Origin of the sequence: Rhizobium sp. NLR16a, from assembly GCF_017948245.1 — a bacterium.
Classification (GTDB): domain Bacteria; phylum Pseudomonadota; class Alphaproteobacteria; order Rhizobiales; family Rhizobiaceae; genus Rhizobium.
On sequence record NZ_CP072865.1, the window covers coordinates 609,492 to 635,264 of the forward strand.

Consider the following 25,773-nt stretch of genomic DNA (forward strand, 5'->3'; position numbering starts at 1 on the left):
CCACATGCTCGCCGCTTTTAACCCTTATTGGCGGTCTTGCGATATTCACTTGCTTCGGCTCGTTTACTTATCGTAGTGTTGAAGTTAGACCGCTGAAATTGCTCGTGTTAAGTTTGTATTTTCGGTCATTTTCAGTGGGATTTATGTTCTACGTCATGGCTCGCAAGCGGGATCGGCAACGGTGCCGGGGATCCGAAGGCAGCCATGTCAATGATCGGATTGATGGCCGGTAACTGCACTGTGGACCAGCATTTCGTTGGTGCGCGATGCGGTAGAAGAGGATTGCTTCGTGTTTCAAAGTTCAGCAGCTGATGTCAATGAACCGTCCAAAGCCTTGCGGAAATGCAAAGGAGGACTGATCTTCATTGGTATAGCTAGCGCGCTTATCAACATACTTTATCTGACAAGTTCATTTTTCATGCTTGAGGTGTATGATCGGGTCATTCCCAGCAAAAGCATACCGACGCTGGCCGCCTTGGCAATACTTGCGTTGACTCTTTATGTTTTCCAGGGCGCGTTCGAAGTTCTCAGGAGCAGAATGCTCGTTCGCGTTGCCGGTGCGCTTGACGAGATGGTGAATGGGCGGGTGTTTCGGGCGTTGATCAAAGCGCCGCTGAAGGTCAAGATCGGCGGAGACGGGCTTCAGCCGCTGCGGGATTTCGATCAGATAAGAACGTTCTTGTCCGGCATGGGCCCGACGGCAATGTTCGATCTGCCCTGGCTTCCTTTCTATCTCGTTATCTGTTTCCTGTTTCATCCAGCAATTGGATATATCGCGATCGGCGGATCGCTCGTTCTCGCCATTCTGACGTTCCTGACCAACCAGGGGACGCGCACGCTCTCCAAGCGGCAATCGGAAGCCGCCAACATGCGCAACGGATTTGCGCAGAGCTCGATCCGCAATTCCGAGGTCATTCATGCCATGGGCATGGCAGGCACCATGGCCGAGATCTGGGACCGCAAGAACGGCGAATACCGGAACATCACCCGGCAGGCATCGGATGTCGGCAACGGATATGCGACGCTGTCGAAGATTTTCCGCATCGCCCTGCAATCGGGAACGCTGGCAACAGGCGCGATCCTGGTCATTCAGGGTCAAGCCTCTTCGGGTATTATCATCGCCGGTTCCATCCTGACGTCCCGCGCTCTGGCGCCTGTGGAGGCGGCGATCGGAAATTGGCGCGGTTTCGTTTCCGCCCAGCAGAGCTGGGCGCGGCTTGCGAACCTGCTGAAGACAATTCCGGAGATCCAAGCCCCTCTCGCGCTGGCTGCACCTTCCAAGCAGGTCACGGTTGAAGGTGTCGCCAGCGGACCGCCGGCCGGCCAGCGGCTGGTCATTTCCGATATCAGCTTCGGCCTGAAAGCCGGGAGCGCTCTCGGGGTCATCGGCTACAGCGCCTCTGGCAAATCGTCGCTGGCGCGGGCGATGATGGGCATCTGGCCGACGGTCAGAGGATCCATTCGTCTGGATGGCGCGGCGCTTGACCAGTGGGACGGCGACGCACTCGGCCGGCATATCGGTTATCTTCCGCAGGATGTCGAGCTCTTCTCCGGCACCGTCGCGCAGAATATCTGCCGCTTCGCTAAAGAGATGTCGCCGGAAGCGGTGGTTACCGCGGCGAGGGCGGCGCGCGTTCACGACCTCATTCTGCGTCTGCCGAACGGTTACGAGACCGAAATCGGCGAAGGCGGCGCTGCGCTTTCTGCGGGCCAGAGACAGCGTATCGCGCTTGCGAGAGCGCTCTACGGCGAACCATTCCTCGTCGTGCTCGATGAACCGAATTCCAATCTGGATGAGGAAGGCGAGCGGGCGCTGAGTGCTGCGATCATGAGCGTGCGTGCACGTGGCGGCATCGTCGTTGTCATCGCGCATCGCTCCGGCGTTCTGGCAGTGTGCGACTTCGTGCTGATGATGCAGGAGGGCAGGATGATCGCATTCGGTCCTAAGGAAGAAGTTCTGGCGCGGGTCAGCCGGACCGAGGCAGCACGAACCCCGATTGCCGAGCGCGTGGCTCAGCTTAAGGTCGTGGTCGACGGCAATGCGGCGGAATAGGCCGGAAGGAAGATCGTGAGCAAAGTTATTAGTGAATCCAAACGCTCCCTCAATCGCCATGTGGCGGTTGTCGGCGCGCTCTCCATTGCGTTGGTTTGCGGCATTGGCGGTTGGGCGGCGACGACGGAACTTTCCAGCGCCGTCATCGGCGAAGGCGTCGTTGTCGTCGACGGCGACGTCAAGAAGATCCAGCATCTGACGGGCGGCATCGTCTCGGAACTTCTGGTCTCCGAAAACGAGCATGTGTCGGCCGGACAGGTTTTGATACGGCTTGATGGAACGGCGACAAGAGCACAGCTGTCGATTGTCGAGAGCACGCTTGCTCAGCTTTATGCGCGCCGCGCCCGCCTGAAGGCGGAGCGGATTGGCGCCGAGTCGTTCGAAGTCGAAGAAAACCTCAGCGATCTGACATCCAGCACCGCGGCGCAGCAGCTGCTCGACGGCGAGCGAAAGTTGTTCGACAGCCGCAGATCGGCGCTGACCGGAATGAAGAGCCAGCTGGCGTCGCGCAAGGATCAACTGGGCGAGCAGATCAAGGGCTTGGTCGTTCAGATTAACGCCACAAGCGATTCCCTCGGCTTAATCGAACAGGAGCTCGAAGCCGTCGATGTTCTCTACAAGAAGGGTCTGGTCACGCTTCAGCGTTTGAATACGCTCAAGCGCGCCCGCGCCGATCTCCAGGGTAACAGCGGTCAGGAAATCGCTGCAAAGGCAGAGGCCGAGGGCAAGGCGATCGAAATCGACCGACAGTCGATTCAGCTGGATGAGGATCGCCGTTCGGAGATCGCAAAGGACCTGACCGATGTCGAAGCGCAGATCGCCGAAAATGAGGAGCGCCGCGGCACTGCGCTCGATCAACTCCGCCGTCTCGACATCACCGCGCCGCTCAGCGGCCGCGTTCACGAATTGTCGGTGCACACCGTCAATGGCGTTATCGAAGCCGGTCAGACGCTGGGGCTCGTCGTTCCCGAAAATGACGATCTTACCGTCCAGGCGAAGGTCGCCACCCGCGATATCGACCAGGTCCATGTCGGCCAATCCGTCGATGTGCGTTTCAGCGCTTTTGATCAGCGCACGACGCCCGATGTGCAGGCGGTGATCACCTCAATTGCGCCTGATATCGTCAAGGATGAGCGGACGGGGATCAGCTACTATCCACTGCGCGTCAAGCCGGAGGCTCAAAGTATCGCGAAGCTGAAATCGATAAAGCTCTATCCCGGCATGCCGGCCGAAGTCTTTATCAAGATCGGCGACCGGACCGTCATCTCTTATCTCACAAAACCTCTGACCGATCAGATGCAGCACGTATTTCGTGAGGAGTGATTGGCGCTCCTCGGCGTCGTTGCGGCATGTCGAGGCAGCTGCTATCCCGGTTGAATGCGAGGCTGATTTGCGCACTGAAGCGGACGTGACAATCTGTCCTTCATGATATTGTCTCAAGCCTGCTGCAAGGTCGGCTCCAAGGGCCTGCCAGCCGTTCCACAAGGTTCTCCTGCCGGGCGACGTATAGCTCTCGCCGAGATATGGTTCTGTCATGATATGTTTGCGGCTTTGGCGAGCGGCGCCGACCGAGAGGCGACTGGCATCGGTTCTGGTTCTGCTTTTAGCGTGCCTCGTAATGGTTTTGATGACTGGAAAGAGTGATGCCGAGAACCTTCCGCCGCTGAAAATTGTGGCTTTCGGAACATCGCTGACAGCGCGCGGGGGATGGCAGCCCGGCCTCCAGACAAGGCTTTCTGCCTGCCTGCAGAGATCCGTGAGAGTGGAGAGCGTCGCAAAGAGCGGCGAGACGTCGACATGGGCTTTGACCCAGCTGGATCGGGTCGTTGCCGAGCAGCCGGATATTATTCTGATCGAGCTCTACGCCAATGACGCGACATTGCATCGGTTCGTGTCCCTGGCACAAAGCCGAAGGAATATTGCCGACATTCTCGATCAGCTTCGTCAACGCCTGCCGCGGGCGCGGATCATCCTCATGGCGATGAATCCATTTTCGGGACTGCGGGGGCTAATCCGTCCTTTTGCCGGTAGCTATATCTCGGCTCATCAGGCGGAAGCACGGAAACGCGGCCTGGAGTTTATCGACTATCGGCCCGATTGGGAGCGTCTGACCCCTGACGATCTGGCCGCTGCAATTCCTGACGGCGCCCATCCGAGGCCCGAAGTCGCATCTAAGATCATCGTTCCCCAACTCGCCCGGCACATAGCCGGCCGCGATTGCAGAGAATGAATTTCCTCTGTCTCGAGGGCGTCTGCGCCCGTTGGCGGTTTCAACCTGCCGCGAGATAACCCTTTAAATACTTGACCAGCGACGTCCGGCCGGCATCGGAAACATCTTCATGAGAGGGGCTGTCCAGGTCCTGCAGGAGATAGTCCTTGAGTTCGTCATCGCTTTGGGCGACATAGATGCCCGGCCGGCCGACAAGCTGACTGACCGTGGCAAGCTGGTGATCGTTTCGATGCTCACCAAGAGCCGCCTTCCGTGGAACAAGAATGATCGGTTTGCCGAAACGCTTCGCCGTGAGGACCGTGCCGATTCCCGCGTGAGAGACGATGACAGTCGCATCGCGAAAGACCTTATCGAAGTCCGCAGGCTCGATATTCTTGATCCATTTCATGTTCTGTGGAGTATAGGTGCCCTTGCCAATCTGAGCCAGCACCGGTCTGGTCAGATCCTTGGCGAAGGTATCGACGGCCTTGACGAGGCGATCAAACGGCAGCTGCGTTCCGACGGTGACAAGGATCAAAGGACAGCTCCTGCGTAATGGGGGCCATCCGGCCGCGAGAGATGTTGCCATTGCGTGAGCCAGAGCGTTGCAATATGGCCGGCCAATTTTCCCGATAAGGAGAGTTTCTCGACATTGGCGACACTATCGATCCAGATCGTTCGCTTGCCCATGAGCCTGCCGGCCAACAGGCAGAACAGGCCTGGAGCTGCTCCCGTCGACAGGATGACATCGGGCTTCAGCTTGAAGACAATGTAGAACGCGCTGAAAAAACACTTGATTGACATAACGATCGAGTCCCGGCTGCAATCGGGCAAAACCAAGCCATTGCTGATATCGTACTTTTTTAAGAGACCGGGAATCGTGGTGGCGAAAAATACCTCGCTACCCTCGAAGGCAGCGCGCATAGCCATCATCTGTTCCCAGTGACCACCTCCGGACGAAGCGGCGAGAATTTTCCGTTTTTTTCCGTCAGTCATATTAGGTCCATCCTCGCACTATCTTATGGTTCGCGCTGCTATGGTGTCTCAGCATATTTAGAGCCCGCTGAGAATTGTTCACATTTTGCGAGCCATGCGTTGGAGAGTGTGATTTCCTATTGCAATGCATCATTTTTGAATGCAATGCAATGCAAGCGGCTCGGCCGGCATTGACTTCACGAGTGGCAGTGTATCGTCTTGTATCACCTCGAAAGGACAATCGGATGCACAACAATCCCGTACGCGCTTACCGTCCCGATATAGATGGTCTTCGTTCGGTTGCCGTCATTTCCGTTGTGCTATTTCATGCAGGTCTGAGGTCATTTTCGGGCGGATTCGTTGGTGTCGATATTTTCTTCGTCATCTCCGGGTATCTCATTACAGGACATATTTATGGCGACATTCTAAAATCGGAATTCAAATTCACAAGATTCTATGCGCGGCGGGCACGGCGCATATTGCCGGCGCTGTTTTTCGTATTGGCCGTTTCGTTTCTGATCGGTTTTCTCCTCCTGTCCCCGGGCGAGTTCAGGAAATTTTCGCATAGTGCCGTTGCCGCCATGTTAGGCTTTTCTAACGTCTATTATTGGCTTTCCAGCAACTACTTCTCGCCGGCATCCGACCAGCTGCCCATGCTGATGACCTGGAGTCTCGGCGTGGAGGAACAGTTTTATATGGTCTTTCCCTGGATCATTTTGTTCCTGAACCGCTACTTTAAACAGGCTATTCTTCCCGCGATCGCAACGCTTGTCGTACTCTCCTTCATATTTTCCGTTGCAGCGTTGAAGATCAATCCCGCTTTCACCTTTTACCTGCTTCCGACGCGCGCATGGGAACTGGGGATTGGCGGCATTCTCGCTGTTATGGAGACAAAGGGTTTGCGTCTCGACCGGGGGGGCAGCGCAGTCGTCAATGCCATTGCATTGATCGGCGCGATATTGGTTGTCCTACCGATCTGCGTCTACAACGATTCCACGCCTTTTCCCGGAGCTGCGGCGCTTTTGCCGGTTCTCGGGTCGGCGCTGCTGATTGCGACCCCAAGCTCGATCGTGGCTTTTGCGCTCGGTTCGCGGCCGTTCGTTTTTATCGGGCTTGTCTCATATTCCTGGTATCTGTGGCATTGGCCTCTTTTGAGCTTCGCCAGCGTCGCATCCGTCTGGCCATTGCCGCAATCGACGGCTTTGCTCATCGTTGGAACCTCATTTATTCTGGCGGTTCTGACGTATTATCTCGTGGAGAAACCGTTTCGGCGCCCGGGTCTTTCCAATGGCCGCACACTTTGGCGCTACGCCGCGGCCTTGGCGGTTTTCGCGTTTCCTTTCGCGCTGACCGCACTACTGGCCGGCGTTCCACAGAGATTTGGTTCACAGGTTGCCAGGATTGAACAGATCGCAGGCGGGCGTGAAGCGTGCCTCGTATCTTATGGTGCAACCTCCCCAGCTCTCGGCAGCAACTGCCAACCTGCAGGCAATACCGAGCCTGCGATAGCTTTGATCGGCGACAGCCATGCGGCTGCCCTTGCGCCCGGATTGCGAGCCATCGCGCAGGAGCGGGGTTACCAGCTTTACGTCTTTACAAAAACATCCTGCCCGCCGCTGACAAGCGCCACGCGCTATATGCCCAACCATCCGCTCCATGCTGCAGAATGCTCGGCTTATAATGCCAAAGTATTGGGTTTGCTGCGCGAAAACGACGCGATCAAGAAAGTTATCTTGGCCGGGTACTGGTCTGCTCCGATGCGTGAAGCAGAGACCGGTTCGCGCTATATCAGCCCAGGAGCCAATGGCGCAGAGCAGGCCGAAAACCAAAATGGGCCGACCCTGGAGTCGGCACTTGCATCGCAGATCGCTCAATTGCGGGCCATGAACAAGGATGTCGTCCTTCTGCAAGACGTTCCACTGTTCAACTTTAATCCTGTCCGCGCCGTGCTCCAGCGTGCCATACCCTTCAGAGCTGCGTTTGGAGGATGGCTCGACGGCGATCGTAATCTGACACCATATGATGCTCCGATGAAAGCTGTCGCGAATTTCGACGATCCGGTCAGGGATATCATCACGCGTGTCGCGGAGAAATCACCGCCTGGCGTGATCCTGGTCGATCCTTTCAGCGCGCTTTGCCCGCGAGCTCGGTGCAGTTTTTCCACCGCCGACGGCGCCCCGTTGTTCATAGACAACCAGCATCTATCGACGGTCGGCTCGGAAGTTGCCGCCAGGGCGGTCCTTCCGGCAGATGACGAGGAGAAAATGAGGACGACGTCTTTTTCCGACAAACAGTCTCGGGTGACTGGTATTGTGAGGCATATTGACATGCCGGTGCGCTGAGTTCGCCTCAGCTCCTGTGTGAACAGTGGTGACTTTCACCTCTTCACATCCCGCAACGAATGCGCCCGAGCGCCGGTGCAATCAATGCGCTGTCATCCGCGGCCTCGACGCCATGGGATCGACCAGTTGAAAGATTGGCGGCTTCCAGTGTTCCGGATGACGTGCGTCGTTTGGGACGCACGACTAAAGCGCGTCGCTTTCAATCCACGCATCGTGCTTTCCCAAAGATCGATTCCAACTTTCGGGCAAAGGCGCTACGCCGCAACAACCTTAGCTCTGAGGCTGATGGATTTGAGGTAGCGCCCAACTGGCTTTTCGATGAACATATAAATCAGAGCACCGCCACCGGCAGCAATCGCCACATCCATCGGGCGCCAGAACCAAAGATAGCGAAAATTTATGCCTGAAAGTGCGCTCAGATCACTGAACAGCGTTCGGCTCAAGGTGAAGAACAGCTGCTGAAATATGTAGACCGAAAACGACGCAGCGCCCAAAAATCTCAACCACGGTATGTTAGGTGCCCAGCCAAGCCTCTCGCTCGTCAACGCCGCGACGACGACCAGCACCGCAAGCCCACTCCATGCTAGCCTGCCCAGCAGGTACGAGCAGGCGAACAAGGTGGCGGCGAGAATTATGGATATCAACACGGACCGCAATACCGAAACACTTTGCAGCGTCAAGCCGTATGTTCGCCCTAAAATCGCACCTGCCAAGAACTCAAGGAGAAGAGAGTTGGTATAGATTTTAAAGGCTGCGCCTTGCAGCGGTGCGATCTGTCCCAATGTCACCAGCGCAACGAGGCACCCCGCCAGTGCCCAAATGCGGAGATTTTGCCGGATGAGCAGGATAAGAGAGAACACGGCATAGAAATACATCTCGTAGTTCAGGGTCCATCCCTGCAGGATCACAGGCCAAGTCTCTCCGTCCATGTTCTCGTATGGAATAAAGAGCATAGACAAGATCACCGGAACGATACTGGGTTCATATTGATGAACCGGAATTCCGATCAACACCAAAAGGCCGGCGGAAAGAATCGCGATCCAATACATTGGAACCACGCGAATAACTCTATCGAGCAGGAAGGCAGACGGGCTTTTGTCTTTCGCGTCAGTTGTGGCGATCATAACGAAGCCACTGATAACAAAGAACAAGTCAACGCCATATGCCCCGATCCAAAATATCTCGAATCGGTGATACAGCAACACTCCGATGGCTGCCAAAGCACGAAGATATTGAAGTGATAAAATCTCTTGTGGTTTCTGTTTGGTGAGCATCCCCTTGCCCCTTATTCGCGCGCGACCTCACGCGAAAGCGGGCCGCCGGCACGCCAGCATTACCCCTTGTCGTGACGGCTGTTGGTTCTTTCCTGTCGAGTGTATTTGGTATGGTTTCTCAAAAAATATTTAAAACTTCTATCCACTCTGTGTGTTCATCGACGAGCCATCGCGCTTCATTCTGCTTAGCGGAAGCGAAACAACCAGGTAAGGCCAGAGAATGACTGGCGCCAGCATCATTCCCGCTTCCATCATTGAGCCAACCACGATCAGAAGAATGATTGCAACTTCCTTGGAGTGTGTGGCGCGAAGCTCGGTTGAACGCTGGATCGTTACTAGACGGCCGCCCAAACGCTGAAGAATAAAGGCTGTCCAGGCAATCATGCCCGGAACCCCGATGTTGAGGGCAAGTTCCAAGTAGGTGTTGTGGGTGGAGCGCGCGTCGAAGGTCAGCGAGACATATTGCTCCATAATTTCCGGCTGACGGAAAACGGCAAAACCGTAACCAAAAAGAGGGCGGTCGTACACCAGCGGCATCAACTGTTCCCAGATGTTGGTCCGTCCGGAAAAGGTAAGGTCTTTTCCAAATGCGTCCGCAATCATTTGTGCAACGCCAAGATAGGCGAAGGATGCCGCCACCCCCAATATAATGCAGAAGAAGAAAACAATGAAGGAGCGCGCCAGGGAGTTTCCCACGGTTTGCATCATACGTGAGCCGGCCAATGTGGCCACGCCGATCGCCACCATAACAACCGCAGTCGAAGATTTGGAAACAACGATGAGTAGGAGAGTACACAGCAACGCCGCCCAGCGTAGAAGTTGGCTATAGCGTAATGGTCCTCTTGGTATTCCCAGCGACAGCATGGTTATGAAACTGACGGCACAAAACTGACCAAGACCGTTCTTGTGGTAGAATAGACCCTTAACCATGCCGGCATAGGATCCTCCCATCACAGCATATCTTGGCAAGGCCACGGTATACAGGATGTTGGCAAACGCCGCGAACATACCAAAGGTCGCCAGAAGCCGGAAGGTTTCAACGCTGCCGTATCGATGCCGGTAAAGCAACGGCGCTACTGTCAGTACGGCGACGGCGGCAATGCCGCGCACGGATGCGCTAAAACTGATGGAAAGCCCAAGGGAAATGATTGACAGTATAATAACGACGAAAACCAGAACCGGTATCCTACGAAAATAGGAAAGGAAACGGTTTGGTTCCAATACGAAGTAAAGGCCGATCAACGGAATGAGGCTATACAGCATCAGTTTCTGCGCAAACGGATCAACAGATGCATCTTCATTGAAGTTTGAGGGATAGCCGTACCACATCCCGGTTGTTCGCAAGAGTGTTAGGTAGAACATTCCGGTGAGAAGGACGCGGACAAGCGTTTCCTTTCTGATGCCGCGACGTGGCCGCGGCCGGACGACTGGCCGCAGGATGATTTCCTGGTCCGGAAGATAAGAATGGCCGAGACTCATCCGAGGGTACTCCTGCAAACAGTATCAGAAGGCGGCATTGGGCCTGTATTCCTGGTATGCGTGTCCGAGAATCCCGTTCACCATGCCGGCACCGCGTAGCACATGGGTGAGTGCCCGCATGCCCCAATAGGGTGAAACCAGGATCGCCGGCAGCATGACCAGCCCAAGCATCACTCTCGTGGCGCCATAGGCCGCGCGATAGAGCCGGCGCTTGAGGTTGCCGTGCAGGACTTCGCTGACGGCGAAAGTGTTGCCGAGCCGGTATTGTCGCTGCAACACCCATTTCCAAGTCATGCGGCTGGCGGGAACAATATCATAGACGAGCGCCTTGTCAGCCCAGAAAACCTGCATGCCACGGCGAATTGCCTGATTGAAGAAGAGATAGTCAGTGCCCCCGGTGAAGCGCATTTTCTCTTCGAAGCGTAGATTCCATGAGCGGATGAGGCGATAATCGAACATGACATTGTTCGAAGCCGCATAGGAAATGCGCTGACCGTCCTTGTTCTTCTTGCGCTCGAAAACCCTTGCCTTGATGAAATATTCCGGCGGATTCTCGGGATAGACCGGCTGGACCGGACCGTAGACGCAATCGGCGCGATTATTCTCCCGGGTCTCCAGCATCGCATCGAGCCAGCCGTCGACCGGCCATTCGTCATCGTCGAGAAAGCAGAAGAGGTCGGTGCCGGCTGGGGCCGAATCGAGCGCGCGATTGCGCGCAAAGGGAATGCCCTGGTTCGGTTCGACGACATAGATTAGATCGTAGGCGCCCGTTTGGCCAAAGGCCTCGACCGTGGCTCTTGCACTGCCGGCGGCATCGTTGTCGACGATCACCATCGTGAGATGATAGGGGCGAGCCGGGTGCCTGGTCTGGCGTGTCATCACATTGAGCAGCTTGGCAATTCCGTCCAGCCGCCGATAAGTCAGCACGCCGACGGCGATGTTCAACGGCGGCGCCCCTGACGGATCAGTTCCGGCGGATGAATGCGGAAAGGTGTCCTGCTGGTTCATGACTGTCCTCTCCGCAACATATTGCCCAAACGCTTGCGCGCTGCCATCAAGGCCACTTCGTTGACGGCATCATCGCCGAACGGACCGCCGGCCACCGTGTTGCGGGCTTCGCTCCTCAGTTTCAAGAGCGATGTCGTTTCGGCAATGCCTCCCGCCACCAGGCTCTTGCCGAGCGCATGCAGCCCATCATAGCGGCGCGCCAGCTCCAATCCTGTGGCGATCATGATCCGTGGGCGCAGTGTTTTTGCCCTGTTCGTGCCCGTATAGCGGTTCGAGGCGTGAATGCGCTGAAAGGTCAGCGGCGTTTCGACAATGGCTCCGCGACCGAGATAGGCGGCTGCAAACTTGATGTAATTGTCGCTGAGCACGACATCTTTCGCGACCGACATTGGCAGGATCTGGGACAGAAGATCGCGTCGGAAGCTCAAGCCGGAGGTCGGCACCGGAAGCGAGGGAAAGCCGCCCCTGCGCAGTGTGTCCCGTTTGTCGAACAGCGTCACCTGCAACTGCGCGGGAGGTAGGTCGCCTTCGTTGGTTGTCACACGGTCGAAGCACCAGTCGATCTCGTTGCGGTCATAGATCTCGGCGATGCGCGCGAGTTTGCCAGGCAGAAACGCATCATCGGCATCAAGGAGAAAGAGGATGCCGCCACTCGCGGCCGCAAAACCCGCATTGAAGCTTGAGGCCTGCCCGCCGTTTTCCTTCAATACGGATCGGATCTGCTCGCCGTAGGAAGCGAGGATCTCCCTGGAATCATCCGTGGAGCCATCGTCGACGACAATCACCTCGTAGTCGGGACAGGTCTGCGACAGGACGCTGTCGATGCATGGGCGCAGGAACTGCCCATAATTGAAATTGTTGATCAGCACCGAAAGTTTCAAATTACCGCCTCCTGGGCCAATCGATTACCGCCCCAGCGGCGCGTACCGGCGAATGCCGGCACGATAGCCACGCATGTAGTAATATTTCCAAATCGCCCAGAAACGCTTCTTTGACCGCGGCAGGAGATAGAGGAGGGCAGCACGGAAAGCCCACTGTGCGCTTTCGATCCAGGTCGGCAATGGAACGCCGCTTATCCTCACGCCCTCCGGCACCTCATCAGGAAAGAGTGCCGGCATGCCGTAGCCAAGCCGCTCGCCGCGTTTCTGCACCCAATCCTCGGTCACGCTCGATGCCGGGATCCAGTGGTGAACCACGGCTTCGGCGCAACGATAGGATTTGGCTCCGCCCGCGGCCAGGCGGATGATGATTTCAGCGTCTTCACCCATTGCGAACATCTTTCCCGGAAGAGGGCCGATATCTTCTCGATAGCGTACGCTTGTCCCCAGCAGCTCTCGCCGAACGATTGTGTTCGGGCCCCAAACCTTTGTCGGATCGCACGGTCCGCTTTGCGTTTCATCGACGATCGCGAACGTCGATCCCATGGGAATCCAGTCGATAAAGCGGTCCTTCGGCTCCTCCTCCCAATCTGGAACGATTCTGCCGCCGAAGACGCCATAGCTCGGATGGGCTGCGGCACAGTCGACGATCGCTTTCAGCCAATTTGGTTCGGCGCGGATGTCGTCGTCGGTAAGGACAACGAGATCCCCCTTCACCCGATCCAAGGCCAGATTCAGCGCGCTGGATTTTCCCGGCTTGCGCTGCTGCAGGATGGTGATCGGAAGCTTCTCGCTATACGATTTCAGAAGGTCGAACGTATCGTCCTTGCTATTATTGTCGACAGCGATCAATTCCCATCGATCATGGGGAAGCTCCTGGCTCACCAATGAATCCAGAGTATGGCGCAGCCGGCGGCTGGCGCCATTATAGGATGAAAAGAGCACGCTGGCGAAAAGATCCGACATCAGTTACCAACCCTCTTGGTGAAGTCGAAAGAGAAAAGCCTCATGATTTGACTACCTATGCCTATTGGACGGATCGTTTTGCTATGCGGGATTCGACCGCGTCCCGCCGAAGAATTCGCGCCGATAACCGCCGCCGAGAACCCTCAGCTTGCGAAAATTGCGCAACAACCGTCGCGGCTTCAGAAGTACGCCACGATTGAGAAAATACTGCCGCATCAGGCTCGGCGCGCGGCTGTGCGATCCGCCATGGGCGACCCGGTAGACTGCTCCCCGGAAAGGCAGTTTGGTCAAGGGCGCTCCGCGCTGGGCAAGAATGTCCGCAATGCGGACGTGGCTGCCCAGCATCGACTTGATCCAGTCGAGAGAGGCGTCTTCAAACCGCTGCGGCAGTTCATATAGATCGGCGCGAATGATCAGCGAGGTGCCGCAGAGATGGCTGAAGTCGTCATGGCCGAGCAGAAAATTGCCGCCGTCGTCCCAAATGTAACCGTTGTCGATCGTCCATCCGTTGGCATCCCGGTTTTCCGATACATATTGCACGATCCGGGAGCTGACGAAATCGTCGTCATCGACAATCATGAAAAAGCGGCTGTCGGCCGCGGCCAGCATGCCGCTCAGAACGCGCCGGCCTTTGTCGGCGCGGAAGGCATCGAGGAAGTCTTCCTTGCTGCCCTTTCCGAGTTCGTGCATGTCGTTCGGCGGAAACGTCACACGAACGGCGGAAAATTTTTCCGGCAGATCAGGCAGGTCGGCGCCTTCGTTGGCTACGATGATGCCGCGCCAATCTCCATTGGTCTGATTGGAAATGGAGGCCACGGTCTGGCTGAGATTTGCCTTCAGCTTGCTCCAATCGCGCGCGTTGTCCTGATGTCGGACCGGGATGATGAAGGTGACAAGTGGCATCGAATTCCCCCTTAAGCCCGCAGGCCCACAGCTTCTTTCTCCGCGACGCGTCCGTTGGCAGCCTGCTGACGCGCCCACTCGATTCCGTCTTCGAGCGATGTCGCTTTGTAGGAAAGGTCGGTACCGCCGGAGAAAGCATTCATGAAGCGGCGGATCTTTCCATAGCTGTTGTCCAGCACCGCATGCGGACGGCCGAGCAGCAGCGAGCAGATATGGACGTGCAAGCGATCGGTCACGATCGCGCGGGCGCGCGAAATCTGACTGATGCCACGCTCGAAGCGGTTATGAGCCGCAGCGTCCAGCCTGCGCAAGGCAACTTCGCTCGGCTTCAATGCGAGATAAGCCGAGGCTACGCCCAACTTCTTGGCGATGTCCACCTTCCGCTTCGATTCTGTAATCCAGTCTTCCACAGGAATATCGGAAGGAATCTTGCGATCACCGCCGCCGACGCGTTCCGCATCCTCGCGCAACATGGCGAGGACGGGAATCTGCGTCGCCCTTTCCGGCAGCGGGCCGATGGCAAAGGCCATGTCCGGGCACAGCCGCACGGTGCAGTCGAAGTGCTTCTCGGAAAACTCCTTCGATTCTTCGTCGCGCACCAGCAGTACGAAATTCTTGTGGCGTCCGATGGCCTTTTTGGACTGCTCGATGCGCTCGGGCGAGCTGTAGTGGATCGACTGCGGGAACTGGATGATCTGCCGATCCGGGAAGCGTTCCATGATCATTTCACGGAAGTCCTGGTGGGCGACCCAGATATCGCCGAAATTGCCGCCGCCGTGAATGAAGATCGGGCCGGTCGGCACACGCCGTTTCAGCTCGTCGGCGGAGAAGTCGTGAAGCCTGGAGACATAGTCCGGGCGCTTTCCGAAGCGATCCCTGAGATAGGCCATCTCTCCCAGCCAGATCGCCGAGTCGCCGCAATTGCGGATGTCGGGAAAGTCGAGAATCGCAAGCGGTTCATCGCGCGAGACATAGTCCTTCAGGCAATCATGGATCATGCCGTTGAGTTTTGCGATCAGCTCCGATCTGGATTGGCTGGTCATTCTGCCTCTCTTGTTGATGTTCGTTTTAACTTCAGGCCGATTTGGGTACGGCAATACGTTTTGCTTTTGACAGGAACTTGACAGCGATACGCTGAACTTCAGTTTCCGGGCCGTTGGGCCTTTTCATCGCAACCCAGAGAACAAAGCTCGACCCGGCGTAGATGATGCCGCCCGTGATGACGAGCAATGCGAGATAGAGCGCCAAGTGCAGCTTGTCTGTAGGCATGCTCAGAATGTGCGACAATCCCCAGACGCCGGCGGCCATCAAGGCGACGCTGGCAAGCGCGCGGAAATTGGCTGCGAGCTGCTGCAAGAACGGCAGATTGATCAAGCGCTTGACGAGAAGCATGTTGACCACGGTGGAAATCACGCCAGTCAACACGCGGGCATAAACGACGCCCGGAAGCCCGGCCATCATGAGGCCGGCGATGATGATGGGAATGCGGACCACCAGCATCTGCGTGTCGCGGATGAACAGCATCTTCGTATGGCCCTTCGCCATGCCGAGCGGCTGGACGAGCGAGCCGAGTGTCTGCAGGGCAAACACCGATGCGAGCGCCTGGACGATGAAGATGGCGGGAATCCACTTCTCTCCCAAGGCAAGCCGCATCATTGGCTCGGCCACCACGGCCATGCCGATGCCCGCCGGAAGCGCCACGGCGGCCAGCAGCGCCTGGGCGCGCTGATAGGCTGCGACCAGCCGGACCGGATCGTTGCGGACCTTGGAGAAGCCTGGGTAGATCGTCTGGTTCAACGGCGCCGTGGCCTCGCGCGTCGGCAGCGTCGAAAGGGTGTTGCCGACCGTGTAGTGGCCGAGCTGCGTGGCGCCGAGCAGCTTTCCGATCAGCAGATATTCGATCCGCCAGTTCAGCGTGTTGACGATCTGTCCGGCCGTGAGCCACACCGAGAACGAAAACAATTCGCGTGCATGCCGAAAGGTGATGCGCGGCCAGAACGGCAGGACGGTATAGGAAACGATGATATTGGTCACCTGATAGGCGAGGGTGCCGATCACGAGAGCCCAGTAACTCTGATAGATGGCCGCAATCGCCACCGTCACGATGAAGCCGACCAGCTTTTGCGAGACGTTGAGGACGAATTCCTGCCAGAAGATCAGATCGCGCTGGAGCATGACACGGCGCGGATTGGCAAGACCGCTCAAGAGCAGGCTGAAACTCAAGGCGAGCATGACGCTCGTCAGCCGCGGCTCGTTGTAAAACTCGGCGATCGGATAGGATGCGGCGGCAAACAGCAGCGCCAATATCGCGCTTCTCGTCACGCTCAGGGTCCAGACCGCGCTGAAGTGCGTTTCGCTGGGCGACTCGTGGCGGATAAGCGCCTGATTGAGCGAGAGTTCGGTGACCGAACTCAGAATGACCTGGATCGTCGTTGCAATGGCGACGAGACCGAAATCAGCCGGCACCAGATACCAGGCGAGCACGAAGGTGCTGAGCGCCGAGAGCCCGTTGACGATGGCGCGGGACAAACTCAGCCACATGCTGCCCTGAATCAGCCGGTCGGTAACACTGCTCATGGGCGAACGGCTCCTGAGGTCGATGACGTTGACCATTTCAGCGGGCTGCGGGTCCATCCGGAGTACTTCTTGCCCTTGCGGGAGCGGTGAATATTGGCGGAATTAGAAAGCATCATGCCTTATTGCCTCGTCACGGGGTCTGCGACATCAAAGGGCGCTGGCCGTTGGAAAAATCCTGCTTCAGCCGATCCAGCTCGACCAGCATTTTCTCGTGCGCTCTTCCGATAGCCTCGTCGGAGCTGAGCTGTCCGGGCTTCTCAGCCACCCGCTGCAGCGTCTTGACGGTCGAGCCGAACACATAGTTGCCGGTCAGCTGCCGGATGCGGCGGTGACGGAACGTGATGTTCTTCAACAGATATGTGTTCTTCCGCACCAAAGATGCGCCTGCCTCGACGAGGTTGGAAGGGCCGATGGGATCGAAGTCGATCTCCAGATCGAGCGCACTCGCCCAATCATACCACTTGGCGCGATTGCTTGGTGCGATCGGCCGGATCGCCCGCCACGGAACGCGCAGCGCATCCGATATGATGCAGCCATGCATCGCCTCGGAGACGACCTTATGCGATGCGCTGATTTCGGTCAGAACCTTTTCCACCGACCAGCGGGGATCGATGTAATGGATGCCGGCGAGCTCACAGACCTTGTCCCAGCTGCCGTACATGGCGCTTTCGTAGTGCGGCATAAAGGAGACGGGGTAGCGCTTCTCAACGCTCTTTGCATCCCAGCAACTGCGCGTGAGGATGCCCGAATCGCCGATGGCGTAGCTCGGATCGATGCCGAGGGCCTCGGCAGTCTTCTTTCCGCGCACGAAGTAGAAGGTCCAGGTGCCGTCGACCTTCGGCGCGTTGGTGTAGCCGCCATAGCCCGAGCCGAAGACGATCTTCTGTAGGTCCGGGTCGAAATTGTCGTAGAGGATCGAACCGATGCCGAGAAAGAGTCGGCTCTCATCGTCATTGAAGAAGCCGGGCAGCAGACGTTCCCAGAGCCAATGGTTCAGTTCGTCGCCGAAATTCTCGTGTTTCCCGCGATAGGCAAACATCTTCATCGTGCTTCTCCAGTCGGCAAGTGCGTCACGATCTGCGTGACCGTTTCGTCCTCGCGGGCCATGCGTCCGTAACGCGAAATGATCTTGATGTCGCTGCGGATTATCTTGGCCGGGTTGCCGGCCACGAGCGAGCGCGGCGGCACGCTCTTGGTCACCACCGAGCCGGAGCCGATGACACATTCGTCGCCGATCTCGACGCCGGGCAGGATGATGCTGCGGGCGCCGATGAAGCAGCGTTTGCCGATCCTCGTGTGAAGGTAAAGCCCGCGCGTGAGGTCGTGGGTCAGGATGGCGGCTTCAAAGGCGACGTAGGTTTCGGCGCCGATGTGCAGTCCCTTCGGATTGGTCTTGTCGAAGCGCACGCTGAGTGAAAAGCTGGCAGTCGGATCGATGTCCATACCCCAGAATTTCGTGTAATAGAGCCACTTGGCCTTAACGATCCCGTTCCGCAGCGGCCGAAATACGTTCAGTCCCCATTTCGGCTTCTTTCCTGTCTGCACCATCAAGTCCGACCCCGGCTGGAAAATTCGTCTAGAACGGAACTGTAGTAGTCCTCTAGCATCCCCGTTTGACGACATATGTCGAAGCGCTCGGCCACCAGAAGCGGTGCTCGCGCGCTGAAGGCTGTCCACAGGGCCTGATCGTTGAGCAGCCTTCCGACCGCTTCCGCCATGCCCGCGACATCCCGCTCCTCCACGAGATAACCAGTTTTCCCCTCTTCGATCGCTTCGCCCACGCCCCCCGAGCGGAATGCGACGACCGGAGTACCGACGGCTTCGGCTTCCAGATTGGCGAGGCCGAAGGCTTCCGCATGACCATTGTCGAGCGTCACGCTGCCATGAAGATAGAGTTCCGCACTGGCGAGCAGATCCCTTATCTCAGTCTGAGACAGATTTTCATGGATCGTGACGCTTGGCAAGGAACGGCGCGCCAAGGCCTCGATTTCCTCCTTCAATGGTCCCTGTCCGACCATGACGAATTCAACCGGGGTACCGGCGGCCGCCACGCGTGAAAGCGCGTCGATCATGAAGCGGTGGCCCTTATAGTCGACGAAACGGGCGATGGAAACCACCAATCCCTTTTTTCGGGGGCGCGGCTCCATTTTGAAGAGATCGAGATCAATGCCGATGTGATGGCGAAAGACGCGGTCGGCGCGGAAGCCGAGCGCCAGCAGCCGCTCTCGGATGAAATCGGAAACGGCTATGTTCCAGCTGTTCCAGCCTGCCATCTCGCTCCGGCCCTTGGCGAAGAAACGCACCTGATTGAAGCCGCCCGGCTTTTTCGGATCGCCGCGATAGGTGGCGTCGAAGCCGTGAAATGTCGTGACCAGTGGCTTGCCGGCGGCCCGCGCCAGGGGACCGATGACATAGCCGTTCTTGCCGAAATGGGCATGGACAAGATCGGCTTGGCTGATCGCGGGAAACAGGAAGGGCAGCCCGATCTGCGGGATTTTCAGAAGCAGCTCACCGGCCCGCGCGACCGGAGACCGGCGGATGTCATGAACCGGGACAGTGGATTTTTTCGTATGGGCGGAAGAGATTCGCGAACCGGCAAGAATTTCAGCTTCGAAGGAGCGAAACGCCACTGCCTGGTTGAGAACAAATGCCTGGCTGGCAGGCAGAAATTTTTCCACGTAAATAACGGCTTTTCTCATGAATCTGTTCGCGTCTCCACTGTCTTGGCGATCACATTGCCTCTATTGCCCGCTTGATGCCGTCAATCGAACTTCTCGGATCGTTGTTTTCGTCGTAAAGATTAACGCGCTTCGTGCATGTCGCGCCGGGTTTGGTGTCCTTCTCGTCAAGCCCGCCATATTTCTCCGACATGCCCCAAACGGTGGCGCCTTTCAAGTCACCACGCTCGGCTGCGATGGTGATCACGTCACCGAAAATCTCAGCATAGGAGACCGGCGTGGAGCTCGTCTCCCGGCTGAGGAAGTGGCAGGACGCATCGAGTTCGGTGATAAAGACCCCAACACCCATATCCTTCAGCGTTGCACAGAATCGGCCCATTCCCTCCGGATCAATCCGATCAAGACCGGGGCGGAAATGCGATTGCAGCCCGACGGCGCCGATCGGCGTCTTTCTGGCGACGAGATCCTCGACAATCTTCAGGATGCGTGCACGCTTCTGTTCGAACACGCCGGATTTTTTCTCCAGGTGCGTCTCGTTGAGAACCAGCACCGCGTCGGGATTGGCCTCGTGTGCCATGTCGAAGCTCATGCGGATATAGTCGTCGCCAAGAAGGCGTCGGAAAATACAGTCCCGCAGATCCGGCGCATCATATTCCAAAGGTTCGTTCACCACATCCCACGCATCGATCGACCGCTTATAGCGAGCGACAACCTGTTTTATATGACGGTTCATCGCCTCCCGAATGGTCTCAGCGTCGGTGATGGCGGACACCCAGTCGGGCGTGCGATACCAGACGAGCGTGTGTCCATAAACCCTCATGTTGTTTTTGCGTGCAAACGCAACGATTTGATCGGCGGGCCCGAAGGAAAAGACGCCTGGCCGCCTTTCCGTTGCATTCCACTTCAGCGCATTTCGCGGCGTTATCGAATTGACGTTGTCGATGTATATCTGAGACGCAATCGGATTGCCGACATCCTCCGGATCGATCGCCGAACCGAATCGAAACGATTTTCTGTCGGCAAGGGCGCGCAGCCCCGCGGACGGCGGCACCTGCGCCAAAGCCTGACCCTCGCGCGCATATAACAGGGCGAGCGGAATGGAGGCGAGGAAACGTCTTCTATTCACTCTTTCTCTCACTGTTGGCTGTGTTTAACGTCTGCGGCGGAATCAACGGGTCAAGCTTGCGGACTGCGATCCATCGCCGTCGATCTTAATTAGGATATCGGTACAACTTTCGATGTCTTTTCAGCGATGTGGATAACGACGGTAATTTCCAGATTCTTCTGCATGATCCAAGATATCAAACCGCTGCGGGAGGAAGCTCGCTATGAAAGATTGGTTTAATTACCTGATGAGCTATTTTTGTATGGCATTTCAAAATGCCGCTTTTTTTATGGCGCCTGTTCGCAGCGGCGTATCCCTTCTTGATGATCGGCAGTTCGCGACGTTTGCTCTCGGGGTAGTCGGCATCATTCTCCTCCTGTTCGGCGCGCTCGTCAGAACCTCGTTGCGATTGCGTCGATCGGCACGCGTCATCCGCTCGCTCAACGACGAACTTGCGCAGGCTACTCAGGACCTCAATGTGGAGCGTCTCTGGCGTCTGGCCGGCGGTGAAGGGGCCGAACGGCCAGGTTCAGTCAGCTTGATGGAGCTTTACAGGATCCTGTCCAGATATCACGGTGATGCAAGTCGCATCGTCTGAAGTGCGCCGCACGCGGCTCTAATTGCGATTTTCTGCCGGCGGCTCTTGACGGGGAAGTTGCGGCTGCATGCGGTTGGCCGCAATTGTGGGCTCCGGCGCAGGAAGCCATGTTCTGCCGGAAAAGTAATTCCTCGCCCTTCTTTGGGGGCCCGACGTTGCATCCAGCGAGAGGGTAAAATTGTAGCGCTCCGGATTGAGCACTTCGTGGGTGAAGGCGATGTTGGCTCCGAAGCCGTCTTCCTTGACATCCTTCAGGTTTTTTATCGCATTCAGGGTCTCATGAAAATCGAGCCATTGCGGTTGACGCAGCATGGTTTCGAAAATGCGCAGGATAGCCGGATCGAGCTGGCCGTTCTGATCCGTTCCGGGATTGACGACCTTCACGCGCATACTGCTGATCGTGCCGGCGGCATCGCCACGAACAATGACGAAGATTGAATTCGCGAGCTGATCCTTTTCGCGCTTGGCGCTGTGCTCGTAAAAGCACTCGAACGTGCCGGCGTTGAAGCTGGCCGCCGCCCATTCGCTGGTCTGAACGCCAGCTTGGCGCAGCGCCGCGCACATTGCAGGCCCGGATATGCGCCATGTGCGCAGAAAGGCCGACGCGGTCTGTGCCATGGGCGCTTCGGTGGCATGCAGGGGAAGCTTGTAGACTGCCGGCGGCGCCGGTCGGGGAAGGGTTTTGGGCGGTGACGGCTTAACCTCAGGGGGGGAAAGGTCGAAGCCGAAATAATGCCCAACCGCCTTTAAATGTTTCATGTCGTTGGACAGAAGCACCGTTCCGATGACCAGCGAGAGGGAAATCGTCAGCAACAACCAGAAGATCACGGGAATCCGCGGTTTTCCTGCCGGCTGTTTCGCATATGCGGGCGACGAATTATCGGGCAAGCTTGTCTTCTCCGGCACGCGAGAAGGGTTTCGTTGGTCTGTCTGGAGTATACATGATCCGGTTAAATATCTTTGGCTTCGTGTCTGCAACCGAGCGCGCTCTTTCATCCGCGCCCTCATGAAAAGCGCGACAGGTTCGCCGAAAGCGCTTCAACAGCATTCCAGCCGAGAATTCCACCACAGCGTTCGGCAATTCCGCGAGAGGTAGCCGCTGATCTTGCCGCTTCTGTGATCGCATAAACGGGCATTCTCGGAACTGGATTGAAATAAATTCGAGTTTTTTGAAAAGATTGTTGAATTGACATGTTTATTTCAACTAACGGTCGGTAATATTTGGATATTTCCTATCTTTATCGGGTAAATTAGCTCAATTTCCGCAATTTTTTCGCGCAAAGCATTTAAAATTATCCAACGAATTCCAGGTTTTGCAGAACATATATTTATATGCTGACGAATTTAGGTGAAATCGATCAAATTTTCGACGTATTAATCGATAGGGTTTGCGCGCAACAGCAGAAAGGAGAGACCATGTCCATCGAGCTAGACGCAACCACCTATATTCACGCCAAACCGACAACCGCACACTCCTACATATTGCCCAAAATCTTCGATGTACTGGGGGATCATTTCGACGGGTCTGCGGAAAATGACGTCTTCGATCTCGGATGCGGCACCGGCGGGGCCGCCGCGGCTCTTGCGAAAGCAGGATATGATGTCGTCGGCGTCGATCCCTCCAGCGACGGGATCGGAAAGGCCAATATCCGTCATCCCGGGCTGGCGCTGAGCGTTGGCTCGGCCTATGACGACCTGTCCCGGGATTATGGCAGTTTCAGTGCCGTTATCAGCCTGGAGGTCGTCGAGCATGTCTACGATCCGAAGAGCTTCACCTCGACGATGTTTGATCTCGTCAAGCCGGGCGGCATCGCGGTGATATCGACGCCCTATCACGGCTATCTGAAGAATCTTGCACTGGCTGCGACGGGAAAAATGGACGATCACTTCATGCCGTTGAAGGATCATGGGCATATCAAGTTCTGGTCGAAAAACACGTTGCGCACACTGTTGCTGGAGACCGGCTTCGATAACGTCCGTTTCGAATATGTTGGAAGAATTCCTGCCTTCGCCAAATCAATGATCGCCGTCGCCGACAAGCCGCTTTAGCCAGTCGGCGCGACATCGTGTCGTTCGCCGCAGTAGTTCAGGGTTGGTTTCTACTGCATGCTGTGCTGAAAAAAAACGTTACGAAATATTTACTTTTAGTTGCATTCTTGCTTAAACTCTCCATTATACAGCGCGCGTACTGATGAAGCGGGAGACTTAAGCAGATGAAGGCCAAATCGCCGAATTCCATCGATGTCTATGTTGGCAACCGCGTGAGAGTTCGGCGAAAGACGCTCGGGATGACCCAGCATGGTTTGGCCGAACTTCTTGGCATCACCTTCCAACAGATTCAAAAATACGAAAAAGGAACGAACCGGATCGGCGCCAGCCGCCTTCAGCGCATTTCCGAGATCCTTCGCGTGCCGGTCGGCTTCTTCTTCGAGAACGGTGGTTCCGGGCCGATCGAAGGCGAGACGAGCGAATTGAACAAGTTTTTATCCTCGAAGGAAGGGCTCGCGCTCAATAAAGCGTTCATCGCCATCGAGGATCCCAACATCAGGCAGAAGCTGGTGGCCTTGGCCAAAACTCTGGCGATGACGGGATTGCCTGACGTCGACAGCGACCTGCAGGATCCTTTTATACACAACTGAGGACGGGCCGTGCTTCATCTGCAGACATTCGGCGATCTGCGGCTGACTGAATCGGATGGCGAGCCGGTTCGCTATCCGATCAAGGGTCTGTTGATGATGGCCCATATCTATGCGGGTGGGAGCCATGAACTCAGCCGTTATGAACTGGCCCAATTTCTATGGAGCGACGTCGAGCCCGAGTTGGCGCGGCTCAACTTGCGCAAAATGCTGTCCCGCATCCGCGAGATGGACGGCGGACGCACCGAAATAGCTTTCGATTTCAGTGCCACGATGGTGTGCCTCAACAAGCAGGCGGTTTCCAGCGATCTGGATGTCTTTCGGGCCAGCGGCCCGCCGCTGGATCGACTACAGGCGATCGCCGAATCGACCCAGCGCGGTTTCATCGGAAATATCAAGCCGGCGACAAAGCAGATAGATGCTTGGATCAGGGCGCAGCGTGACGCCCATGCGCTGCAGTTGCGGCAAGCATTGCTGGAGGCGGTGCCCGATGTGCAAAAGCCGGGTGCGGCGCGCATCATTTCCAGCGCCGCCCTGCAAATCCTCGAGCGGGATCCAAATGACGAGCAGGTCAGGGCATTGCTGCATCGGCTATCCGGCGGCTCATCGTTCGGCGAGAGATTGCCGGATGGCGGCGGTCATGCAAGGGTGGAGGTGAAGCGTCCCGAGTCCGGCAGCCAGTCGACCGATATCGAACGCATATCGCCGATCCCGCGGATCCTTCCCCGTCTGGTGTTGCTTCCCCCGACGGCGAAGCACGCCGATGCCGGACTTGCCCTTGCCAACGCCCTGATCGAAGACGTCACAATCGAACTCTGTGCGCTTCGGCATATTTCCATCGTCGCTCCGCACACGGCCGGACAGATCCGCCGCGACTCCGAAAAAGCCGCGGTGGTCGCCAGGCACTCGATCGCCTATCTTCTCGATACCCGACTTTCCGAAGAGGGATTGTTCGCCCAGTTGATCTATTTCCCCACGGATGAGATCGTCTGGGCCAATCGCTTTAAGATGACCCCCGATATATTGCCGCGTCAAAGGCGGGTTATCGCCCAGCAATTGACCGAGTCGGTGGCGCGTGAGTTGGCTGAAAACGAGGAGGAACGGCTACGTTTCGAAGCCAATCCTGAGGCTTATCACGCCTATCTCGTCGGCTCGAGCCTGATGAGCAAGCTGACGCTGCCGCATATCCGGCGGGCAAGGAAGGCGTTCAGGCTGTCGCTGTCGCATAGGTCGGATTTCTCCCCGTCATTTACGGGGCTGGCAAGAACGTTCACCAGCGAGTGGCTCGTGACGGCGCAGGGAAACGATGAACTGCTGCACCTGGCGGAGCAGCATGCGCTTCGCGCAATCGAGCGAGATCCGGAATCGGCGGCGGGCCATCGTGAGCTCGGGGTCACCAGACTTTATCTGGGTGATGTGGATGCCAGCGTCGCAGCCCTTAATCTGGCGGAAGAGCTCAGTCCGCATTTTGCCGATGTCATCTACAGTCATGCCGACACGCTCGTGCATGCATCCCGCCCCGGCGACGCGCTCGCCAAGATCAGAAAGGCAATTTCGCTCAATCCGATCGCACCTGACGCCTATCTCTGGTGTGCCGCGGGAGCAAGTTTCTTCCTGGAACAGTATGAGGAGGCCATCGCCTATGTCGAGGCGATGAAAGACAAAGCACCGGCCCATCGTATCGCCGCGGCCAGTTGCGCAATGATCGGCGATCGAAAACGGGCACTCTTCCATCGGCAGCGCGCCGAAAGCATCAACCCGGTGTTCGACGTCGAGAAGTGGCTCGCCATCGTTCCCTTCAAGGAGCACTGGCAAAAAGAGCTATATCGGGAGGGCCTGTTGAAGGCTGGTTTTTAACAATAGCTGAGGGGCATACCATGGCGAAAGCTGTCATTATAGGAATACCGGGCGAGGAAGGTCTTTGGCTAGCCGATCTCGACGCAGGCACCGTCAAGCCGCTCAATCCGACGGGGGAATTGGCGACTGCGAGCAGCCTGCGCAAAGCCGGCGGCATATTCGTGAAGGGCGTCGATTTGGCCGTCGCCGTTTCGTCGGCGCAGGTCGCGCTTTCCGGTCACGTCGACGGCTGAGC

At 57.0% G+C, this 25,773-nt stretch carries 25 protein-coding genes; 9 read left to right on the forward strand and 16 right to left on the reverse strand.

Annotated features, from left to right (window positions below; all coding sequences use genetic code 11):
- Positions 1 to 289: 289 nt before the first annotated feature.
- The 3 genes from J7U39_RS02760 to J7U39_RS02770 all read left to right on the forward strand — a co-directional run bounded on the left by J7U39_RS02760 (position 290) and on the right by J7U39_RS02770 (position 4,283).
- The gene (locus tag J7U39_RS02760) at positions 290 to 2,053 is read left to right on the forward strand and encodes a type I secretion system permease/ATPase (protein ID WP_210630229.1); all 1,764 of its coding nucleotides are present in this window, start codon (positions 290 to 292) and stop codon (positions 2,051 to 2,053) included.
- Between the two features lie 15 nt (positions 2,054 to 2,068).
- A complete protein-coding gene (locus J7U39_RS02765; RefSeq protein WP_210630230.1) occupies positions 2,069 to 3,376 on the forward strand; it encodes an HlyD family type I secretion periplasmic adaptor subunit in 1,308 nt (435 codons plus the stop codon).
- Positions 3,377 to 3,587: 211 nt separating this feature from the next.
- Positions 3,588 to 4,283 carry an SGNH/GDSL hydrolase family protein gene (locus J7U39_RS02770; protein WP_210630232.1) on the forward strand — a complete coding sequence of 232 codons (696 nt, stop codon included), beginning with the start codon at positions 3,588 to 3,590 and terminating at the stop codon, positions 4,281 to 4,283.
- A gap of 40 nt (positions 4,284 to 4,323) precedes the next feature.
- Here J7U39_RS02770 and J7U39_RS02775 read toward each other — a convergent pair whose 3' ends face one another.
- Together J7U39_RS02775 and J7U39_RS02780 are read right to left on the reverse strand one after the other, a co-directional pair.
- The gene (locus J7U39_RS02775) at positions 4,324 to 4,800 is read right to left on the reverse strand and encodes a glycosyltransferase (RefSeq protein WP_210630234.1); all 477 of its coding nucleotides are present in this window, start codon (positions 4,798 to 4,800) and stop codon (positions 4,324 to 4,326) included.
- The gene (locus J7U39_RS02780) at positions 4,797 to 5,258 is read right to left on the reverse strand and encodes a glucuronosyltransferase (RefSeq protein ID WP_210630236.1); all 462 of its coding nucleotides are present in this window, start codon (positions 5,256 to 5,258) and stop codon (positions 4,797 to 4,799) included. The genes J7U39_RS02775 and J7U39_RS02780 overlap by 4 nt, the downstream gene beginning before the upstream one ends.
- 224 nt (positions 5,259 to 5,482) lie before the next feature.
- On the opposite strand from J7U39_RS02780, the gene J7U39_RS02785 reads away from it, so the two are divergent.
- Positions 5,483 to 7,579 carry an acyltransferase family protein gene (locus tag J7U39_RS02785; protein ID WP_210630238.1) on the forward strand — a complete coding sequence of 699 codons (2,097 nt, stop codon included), beginning with the start codon at positions 5,483 to 5,485 and terminating at the stop codon, positions 7,577 to 7,579.
- A gap of 254 nt (positions 7,580 to 7,833) precedes the next feature.
- Here J7U39_RS02785 and J7U39_RS02790 read toward each other — a convergent pair whose 3' ends face one another.
- The 12 genes from J7U39_RS02790 to J7U39_RS02845 form a co-directional block, all read right to left on the reverse strand.
- Positions 7,834 to 8,853 (reverse strand): acyltransferase, encoded by a 1,020-nt coding sequence (locus J7U39_RS02790; protein WP_210630239.1) that lies wholly within the window; start codon positions 8,851 to 8,853, stop codon positions 7,834 to 7,836.
- Between the two features lie 138 nt (positions 8,854 to 8,991).
- Positions 8,992 to 10,332: an O-antigen ligase family protein gene (locus J7U39_RS02795; RefSeq protein ID WP_210630241.1), complete on the reverse strand. Its 1,341-nt coding sequence runs from the start codon at positions 10,330 to 10,332 to the stop codon at positions 8,992 to 8,994.
- Between the two features lie 24 nt (positions 10,333 to 10,356).
- Positions 10,357 to 11,340 (reverse strand): glycosyltransferase family A protein, encoded by a 984-nt coding sequence (locus J7U39_RS02800; protein ID WP_210630243.1) that lies wholly within the window; start codon positions 11,338 to 11,340, stop codon positions 10,357 to 10,359.
- Positions 11,337 to 12,221: a glycosyltransferase family 2 protein gene (locus tag J7U39_RS02805; protein ID WP_210630245.1), complete on the reverse strand. Its 885-nt coding sequence runs from the start codon at positions 12,219 to 12,221 to the stop codon at positions 11,337 to 11,339. The genes J7U39_RS02800 and J7U39_RS02805 overlap by 4 nt, the downstream gene beginning before the upstream one ends.
- Positions 12,222 to 12,245: 24 nt before the next feature.
- Complete coding sequence (locus J7U39_RS02810) at positions 12,246 to 13,184, reverse strand: glycosyltransferase family A protein (protein WP_210630247.1); 939 nt, start codon at positions 13,182 to 13,184, stop codon at positions 12,246 to 12,248.
- Positions 13,185 to 13,265: 81 nt separating this feature from the next.
- A complete protein-coding gene (locus J7U39_RS02815; RefSeq protein WP_210630249.1) occupies positions 13,266 to 14,087 on the reverse strand; it encodes a galactosyl transferase in 822 nt (273 codons plus the stop codon).
- 11 nt (positions 14,088 to 14,098) lie between these two features.
- A complete protein-coding gene (locus tag J7U39_RS02820) occupies positions 14,099 to 15,130 on the reverse strand; it encodes a polysaccharide pyruvyl transferase family protein (protein ID WP_210630251.1) in 1,032 nt (343 codons plus the stop codon).
- A gap of 31 nt (positions 15,131 to 15,161) precedes the next feature.
- Complete coding sequence (locus tag J7U39_RS02825; protein WP_210631576.1) at positions 15,162 to 16,664, reverse strand: lipopolysaccharide biosynthesis protein; 1,503 nt, start codon at positions 16,662 to 16,664, stop codon at positions 15,162 to 15,164.
- A gap of 130 nt (positions 16,665 to 16,794) precedes the next feature.
- Complete coding sequence (gene pssM / locus J7U39_RS02830) at positions 16,795 to 17,709, reverse strand: exopolysaccharide glucosyl ketal-pyruvate-transferase (protein WP_210630253.1); 915 nt, start codon at positions 17,707 to 17,709, stop codon at positions 16,795 to 16,797.
- On the reverse strand, positions 17,706 to 18,212 hold the full coding sequence (locus tag J7U39_RS02835) for an acyltransferase (protein WP_064804382.1): 507 nt from the start codon (positions 18,210 to 18,212) through the stop codon (positions 17,706 to 17,708). Before J7U39_RS02835 ends, pssM begins: the two co-directional genes overlap by 4 nt.
- The gene (locus tag J7U39_RS02840) at positions 18,212 to 19,363 is read right to left on the reverse strand and encodes a glycosyltransferase (protein ID WP_210630255.1); all 1,152 of its coding nucleotides are present in this window, start codon (positions 19,361 to 19,363) and stop codon (positions 18,212 to 18,214) included. The genes J7U39_RS02835 and J7U39_RS02840 overlap by 1 nt, the downstream gene beginning before the upstream one ends.
- Before the next feature lie 31 nt (positions 19,364 to 19,394).
- Positions 19,395 to 20,468, reverse strand: a complete 1,074-nt coding sequence (locus J7U39_RS02845) for an endo-1,4-beta-xylanase (protein WP_210630256.1) — start codon at positions 20,466 to 20,468, stop codon at positions 19,395 to 19,397.
- A gap of 202 nt (positions 20,469 to 20,670) precedes the next feature.
- Here J7U39_RS02845 and J7U39_RS02850 point away from each other — a divergent pair, with 202 nt between their 5' ends.
- Complete coding sequence (locus J7U39_RS02850) at positions 20,671 to 21,045, forward strand: hypothetical protein (protein WP_210630258.1); 375 nt, start codon at positions 20,671 to 20,673, stop codon at positions 21,043 to 21,045.
- 18 nt (positions 21,046 to 21,063) lie between these two features.
- Here the strand turns inward: J7U39_RS02850 and J7U39_RS02855 are convergent, their stop codons facing one another.
- Positions 21,064 to 21,933: a DUF6030 family protein gene (locus tag J7U39_RS02855; protein ID WP_247241711.1), complete on the reverse strand. Its 870-nt coding sequence runs from the start codon at positions 21,931 to 21,933 to the stop codon at positions 21,064 to 21,066.
- A gap of 116 nt (positions 21,934 to 22,049) precedes the next feature.
- On the reverse strand, positions 22,050 to 22,238 hold the full coding sequence (locus J7U39_RS02860; protein WP_210630262.1) for a hypothetical protein: 189 nt from the start codon (positions 22,236 to 22,238) through the stop codon (positions 22,050 to 22,052).
- 223 nt (positions 22,239 to 22,461) lie between these two features.
- Here J7U39_RS02860 and J7U39_RS02865 point away from each other — a divergent pair, with 223 nt between their 5' ends.
- The 4 genes from J7U39_RS02865 (at position 22,462) to J7U39_RS02880 (ending at position 25,771) form a co-directional block, all read left to right on the forward strand.
- A complete protein-coding gene (locus J7U39_RS02865; RefSeq protein ID WP_184453866.1) occupies positions 22,462 to 23,094 on the forward strand; it encodes a methyltransferase domain-containing protein in 633 nt (210 codons plus the stop codon).
- A 164-nt stretch (positions 23,095 to 23,258) separates the two neighbouring features.
- Positions 23,259 to 23,684 carry a helix-turn-helix transcriptional regulator gene (locus tag J7U39_RS02870; RefSeq protein ID WP_210630264.1) on the forward strand — a complete coding sequence of 142 codons (426 nt, stop codon included), beginning with the start codon at positions 23,259 to 23,261 and terminating at the stop codon, positions 23,682 to 23,684.
- Positions 23,685 to 23,693: 9 nt separating this feature from the next.
- Positions 23,694 to 25,538: a peptide antibiotic resistance protein gene (locus J7U39_RS02875; protein ID WP_210630266.1), complete on the forward strand. Its 1,845-nt coding sequence runs from the start codon at positions 23,694 to 23,696 to the stop codon at positions 25,536 to 25,538.
- Between the two features lie 20 nt (positions 25,539 to 25,558).
- A complete protein-coding gene (locus J7U39_RS02880) occupies positions 25,559 to 25,771 on the forward strand; it encodes a hypothetical protein (protein ID WP_085779099.1) in 213 nt (70 codons plus the stop codon).
- Positions 25,772 to 25,773 lie beyond the last annotated feature (2 nt).